The sequence below is a fragment of the Candidatus Hepatincolaceae symbiont of Strigamia maritima genome (assembly GCF_055505085.1).
The window spans coordinates 1-4,637 of sequence record NZ_DBKDTU010000008.1 but is presented as its reverse complement, the minus strand read 5'-3'; the positions used below and the strand labels follow the sequence as shown (position 1 = coordinate 4,637).

The following is a 4,637-nucleotide window of genomic DNA, read 5'->3' as shown; positions in this document are numbered from 1 at the left end:
TATTTTTTAGAATATTATGATGTTTATTTGAAAGGCTAGCTTGTGAAAATATCTCATATATTAAAGATAAATCTTCTTCTTTAGTCATTATATTTTTTATTTCAATTGATAGTTTATTAACAAATTCTTCTAAGTTCTTATTTGCTTTTTGTCTAAATATAGAGAAATAGTAGTTATTAACATTATTTTTCCCACCAATATTAGCTTCAATCCCTGTGTTATGTGAGGCAATATCTACTTGATTATTAGAAAGTAAATTAAATGTGGGGTTAATTTCCATGAGAATTTTATTTATGTCTTCTGTTGGAAGAGACTTTAAGTATGTAATTGTTCTTTTTTTCTCTAAATCGTTGGTCATGTAGTTCTCCTTTAATAAAATTACTTTTTGAATAAAAAAATATTATCATATTTACCTACGAATTCATACTTTAAATTCACAAAATAATCTTATGAATTCACATCTATTACTTATAGATTTCATGCTGTAATTTACCACTATCTACCAACAACTTCTACCAGTATATACCTGCACATTTACTGGTAAATGGTTATAACAAATACCAATTTATCTACTGGTATTTACCAATACGAATTACCAACTTTCAATAAAACATTTACCGATACTATTACCAATTATTTTTTTATTTAATTGAATTTATTTTCAATTTTCCAGGTATCACTCGAACAACTTATTATGTAAGAAAAAATAAGTTAAGTTATAACCATAATTAAAAAATAATGTGGAAGATATGAATATTATATTACATGGAATTAAATCATCCAAATTAAATTTTTTGGAAAATGCAGAAGGTAATTATACAGCACCTTTACAGATAGTTATTTTACCAAAATCACCAATTGTTGGAAGAGATGGTAGAGAGTTCATTTATAACACACAGGAAGTATTAGATAGCTTTGTAGAAAACCAAGCAGATTTACCAATTGATATTGAACATGCCACAGAACTAAAAGCACCTAAAGGAGAATACAGCGGTGCGGTTGGTTGGGTAAAATCTGTTCAAGCAGGAATAGATGGGGAGGTAATAGCAAACTTAGAATGGAATGGAAGTTGTTTTGATTTAATAAGTAAATCATATAAATATTATAGCCCAGCATTTGAAGTAGATGATGATAATAAGGTAATTAGACTAACATCGGTTGGTTTAACTAATCGTCCAAATTTTAAAGTACCAGCTTTAAATAGTAGACAAAGCAATTCAATTAACCGCATTAAAGGAGGCAAAAAGTTGAAAAAATTAGCAAGAGTGCTTAATTCAAAAAAAAGCAGAAACGAAAAAGAAATAACCGAAGAGCAATTGATAGAAGAGGCTAAGGATGTTTTAGATTTACCAGAGGATGCAAGTATAAATGAAGTTATAGAAGAAATTGCAAAAGTGGTAGATGAGGTTGAAGAGCTAAAAAAAGATGAAGAAGGTAGTACTTCTACTAATGCCGAAGGTGATATACCAGCAAGTATTATAAGTGCGTTAGACTTACCAGAAGATGCAACAATTGCTGATGTAATAGACGCAATTGATAAATTAAAAGGTGGTAGTTCTGATGGAGGTGAGGCAGAAACCAATAGTAAAACAGTTAAAGCCTTACAAAGTGAAGTGAAGAAGCTAACTAGTATTATTAATTCAGATCGCCGTAATGCTTTAATTGAAAAAAGAGATAGGGTTTTAAATTCAGCAATTGAAGATGGAAAAATTAGCCCAGCTACTAGAAGGTCTTTTGAATTATCTTTAAATTCAGAAGAAGTACTAAATACTTTTATTGATGAAATGAAAAATGCACCATCAGTGTTTGCAAAAAGTATTAAGAAACCAGAGGGATATAATAATTCAGGTTCAATTTTAAACTCTGAGCAAAAAGAGTGGTGTAAGAGAAATGGCGTTAAAGAAAAAGACTATGCAAAAACCCAAAGCAAAATATTAGGCAATTAAAGGAGTAAATAATTTATGGCTAAATACGATTTAACATATCAAAGAGTAACTGACCTCTCAACCCAAGTAGTGGTTAAATTTCAAAAAGGGTTAGATGAATATCAACCTGTATATTCAAAGATTGCCCCAACATTTGAGAGTAACTCTAGAGCAAACACTTACCCAATAGGAAGAGTACCGGCTATTAAAGAATGGTTGACTGATACAGAGAGAGAAATTATGAAAATGGGTGAAGCTCATTATACTTTAGTTAATAGAAAATTTGAGTCAACCCTTGTAATAGATAGGGAAGATATTGAAGATGACCAAACCGGTTTTTATGAGTATCAGGCAGAGGCTTTAGGCAAAGAAGCAGCTCAACATCCGGATCATTTATTAAGTGAGACTATTCTAACAGGATTTACAGATACAGGTTTAGGTTATGATAAAGTTCCATTCTTTAGTGATGCTCATTCATGGGGAGCAAGTGGTACATCTTTAAATAATTTTCAAGCAGGCACAGGTGAGCCTTGGGTTTTAATAGATAGTACAAAATCTGTTCCTGCATTTTTCCGTCAAAATAGGGATGAGTATAAAATGGAAAAACCAACTGACCTTTCAGAATTTACTTTTATGAAAGATAAATATTTATTTGGTATTAGGGGGCGTAGTGCTTTTGGTTATGGGTTATGGCAATTTGCTTTTGGCTCTAAAGCTGAACTTAACGAAGATAATTTTATAAATGCAATGCAAAGTATGATGGAGCTTAAAAAATACAATGGTAATTTTATTGGAGCTAATCCAAACATGTTACTTGTTGGTCCTAAAAACTATGTGAAAGCTAAAAAGTTATTCCAAGCTCAGTTTATTAATAGTACAGATAATATTTGGTATAACCAAGTAGAAGTTGTGTTGTTATTAGGTTTAGTTGCAGATACCCCAAAACCTGAAGGAAGAACTGACCTTAATTTATTACTGAATAAAGAAACATTAAGTAAAGAGAGTCCTATTACTGCAGAAATAGTGGAAGATAAAGGAGCAAGTAAATTTGTAAAAGTAGGGGAGGTTGAGTTTGAAGTGCTAAATAATCAAATAAGAGCAGATGGTAGTTTAACTCAAGGTGGTATAGATAAATATAACCAAGCTAAACAAGGTTAGTAATATGGCTTATGCAACTTTAGATGATTTATATCAAACATATACAGAGGCTGAAGTTAAAAAGCTATTACCTGATAGAGAGGACACAAGTCCTCTTGTCAGAGCCTTAGAAAATGCAAGTAGTGAAATAGATGGGCATATAAATAAAAGATATAAAACTCCATTGAAAACAGTACCAGCAATAATTAATGAATGGGTTTGCACAATTGCTTTTTATAAAAGGTCTTTAGAGTATGGAAAAAATTTAACTGAAGAAAGACGTAAGAGGTATGAAGATATATTTAGGTATTTAATGGACATAAATAACGGGAAAGCAACAATTCCAGAGTTAGAAAATAGTGAGGGAGAAACTGAAGCTCCAAAAGGCAAAGGACAAATAAAACTAATACAAGATAGACGTAGTAGGTTATTTAGCAGACGTACAATGGAAGGCTTGTAATGAGTAACGGTAATGCCCAGTTTAATGTAGATTTATCTGCTTTTCCAGAGATACAAGAAAAAATAGAGAAGCTAACTTTAAATAATAAAGATAAATCTATTTTATTAAATAGTATAGGGGCATTAGTTATTCAACAAACTCAAAAGAGATTTGAAACTAAAGTAGACCCAGATAATAGAGCATGGCAGAACTGGAGTCCATCTTACAAACTTACAAGACACGATGGACATATGATATTAGAAAATACAGGATACTTAGTTAATAGTTTTGTCAGTGAAATAAGAGGTAATGAGGTAGAAGTTAAAAGTATAGAGCCTTATGCAGCAACTCATAACTATGGTGATGATAGAGAAATAACTAGAAAAACTAAAAGTGGTAAGCAAAGTAAAGCATTCAATAGAAATATTCCACAAAGAAAGTTTTTAGGAATAAATGAAGATGATAAGATCGAGATTACTAACACAGTTTTAAATTATATAGAGAAGAAATATGTCAACGTATAACAAATTATTACAAGCAATAAAAATAACTCTATCAAATGAGTTTAATGTAGGTATCGAGCATGCTTTATTAAATGAAGTTAAGATAATGGGTGGTGGCTTTAACGGTGTGCAAGATGTATTGAATTTTAGTAATGATGCACCTTGTGTTGGTATTGGTATAAGAGGGGTTCCTGTAAGTAGTAGAAATTATGGAGACCAACTTGAAAGTGTAGCAGATTTTTCATTATATCTAATTACAACTGATTATGGAAAAGAGAATAATGGAGATGGAGTATTAGAAGCTCTATCACTTTTAGAGAGATTAAAGCTCATTATTAAAAATGGTAAATGGAATTTAGAAGAAGTTTGGCAAACAGAAGATAATAGTATTGTTTGCAACAATTATTATTCTCCTGAGTTTTATCAAAACGGAATAATTCTATGGGAAATAACATGGAGACAAAAAATCCTTTTAGGACATAATAAATGGGAACAAAAACCAATCCAAATAGATAAGGCAACAGTAAATACAGATATTCAAGATAACGTCAATATAGAAACAATAGTGTTTAGTGTAGATAAAAATAAGGTAAGAAAAGAGTATTAAGAATTACTTCTTCTTAGAGTTAACAA

Annotated in this window: 6 protein-coding genes; 5 read left to right on the top strand and 1 reads right to left on the bottom strand. The window is 30.7% G+C overall.

Annotation, left to right across the window (positions count from 1 at the left end; all coding sequences use genetic code 11):
• Nucleotides 1-358: hypothetical protein (locus ACQCX0_RS00150; RefSeq protein WP_462562007.1), on the bottom strand; the 358-nt coding region annotated here is incomplete at its 3' end.
• Between the two features lie 391 nt (nucleotides 359-749).
• On the opposite strand from ACQCX0_RS00150, the gene ACQCX0_RS00145 reads away from it, so the two are divergent.
• Genes ACQCX0_RS00145 through ACQCX0_RS00125 form a run of 5 tightly spaced genes read left to right on the top strand, consistent with a single transcriptional unit; the run spans nucleotide 750 to nucleotide 4,611 of the window.
• Nucleotides 750-1,946, top strand: a complete 1,197-nt coding sequence (locus ACQCX0_RS00145) for a phage protease (protein WP_462562006.1) — start codon at nucleotides 750-752, stop codon at nucleotides 1,944-1,946.
• 15 nt (nucleotides 1,947-1,961) lie between these two features.
• On the top strand, nucleotides 1,962-3,083 hold the full coding sequence (locus ACQCX0_RS00140; RefSeq protein ID WP_462562004.1) for a Mu-like prophage major head subunit gpT family protein: 1,122 nt from the start codon (nucleotides 1,962-1,964) through the stop codon (nucleotides 3,081-3,083).
• Between the two features lie 4 nt (nucleotides 3,084-3,087).
• Nucleotides 3,088-3,522, top strand: a complete 435-nt coding sequence (locus tag ACQCX0_RS00135; RefSeq protein ID WP_462562002.1) for a gp436 family protein — start codon at nucleotides 3,088-3,090, stop codon at nucleotides 3,520-3,522.
• Nucleotides 3,522-4,025 carry a phage virion morphogenesis protein gene (locus tag ACQCX0_RS00130; protein WP_462562001.1) on the top strand — a complete coding sequence of 168 codons (504 nt, stop codon included), beginning with the start codon at nucleotides 3,522-3,524 and terminating at the stop codon, nucleotides 4,023-4,025. Before ACQCX0_RS00135 ends, ACQCX0_RS00130 begins: the two co-directional genes overlap by 1 nt.
• Nucleotides 4,012-4,611 (top strand): hypothetical protein, encoded by a 600-nt coding sequence (locus ACQCX0_RS00125; protein ID WP_462562000.1) that lies wholly within the window; start codon nucleotides 4,012-4,014, stop codon nucleotides 4,609-4,611. Before ACQCX0_RS00130 ends, ACQCX0_RS00125 begins: the two co-directional genes overlap by 14 nt.
• Nucleotides 4,612-4,637 lie beyond the last annotated feature (26 nt).

Excerpts from the sequence above, each read along its gene's own strand:
- ACQCX0_RS00125 (WP_462562000.1), top strand. The coding sequence starts at position 4,012 with ATGTCAACGTATAACAAATTATTACAAGCAATAAAAATAACTCTATCA.
- ACQCX0_RS00130 (WP_462562001.1), top strand. The coding sequence starts at position 3,522 with ATGAGTAACGGTAATGCCCAGTTTAATGTAGATTTATCTGCTTTTCCA.
- ACQCX0_RS00135 (WP_462562002.1), top strand. The coding sequence starts at position 3,088 with ATGGCTTATGCAACTTTAGATGATTTATATCAAACATATACAGAGGCT.
- ACQCX0_RS00145 (WP_462562006.1), top strand. The coding sequence starts at position 750 with ATGAATATTATATTACATGGAATTAAATCATCCAAATTAAATTTTTTG.
- ACQCX0_RS00140 (WP_462562004.1), top strand. The coding sequence starts at position 1,962 with ATGGCTAAATACGATTTAACATATCAAAGAGTAACTGACCTCTCAACC.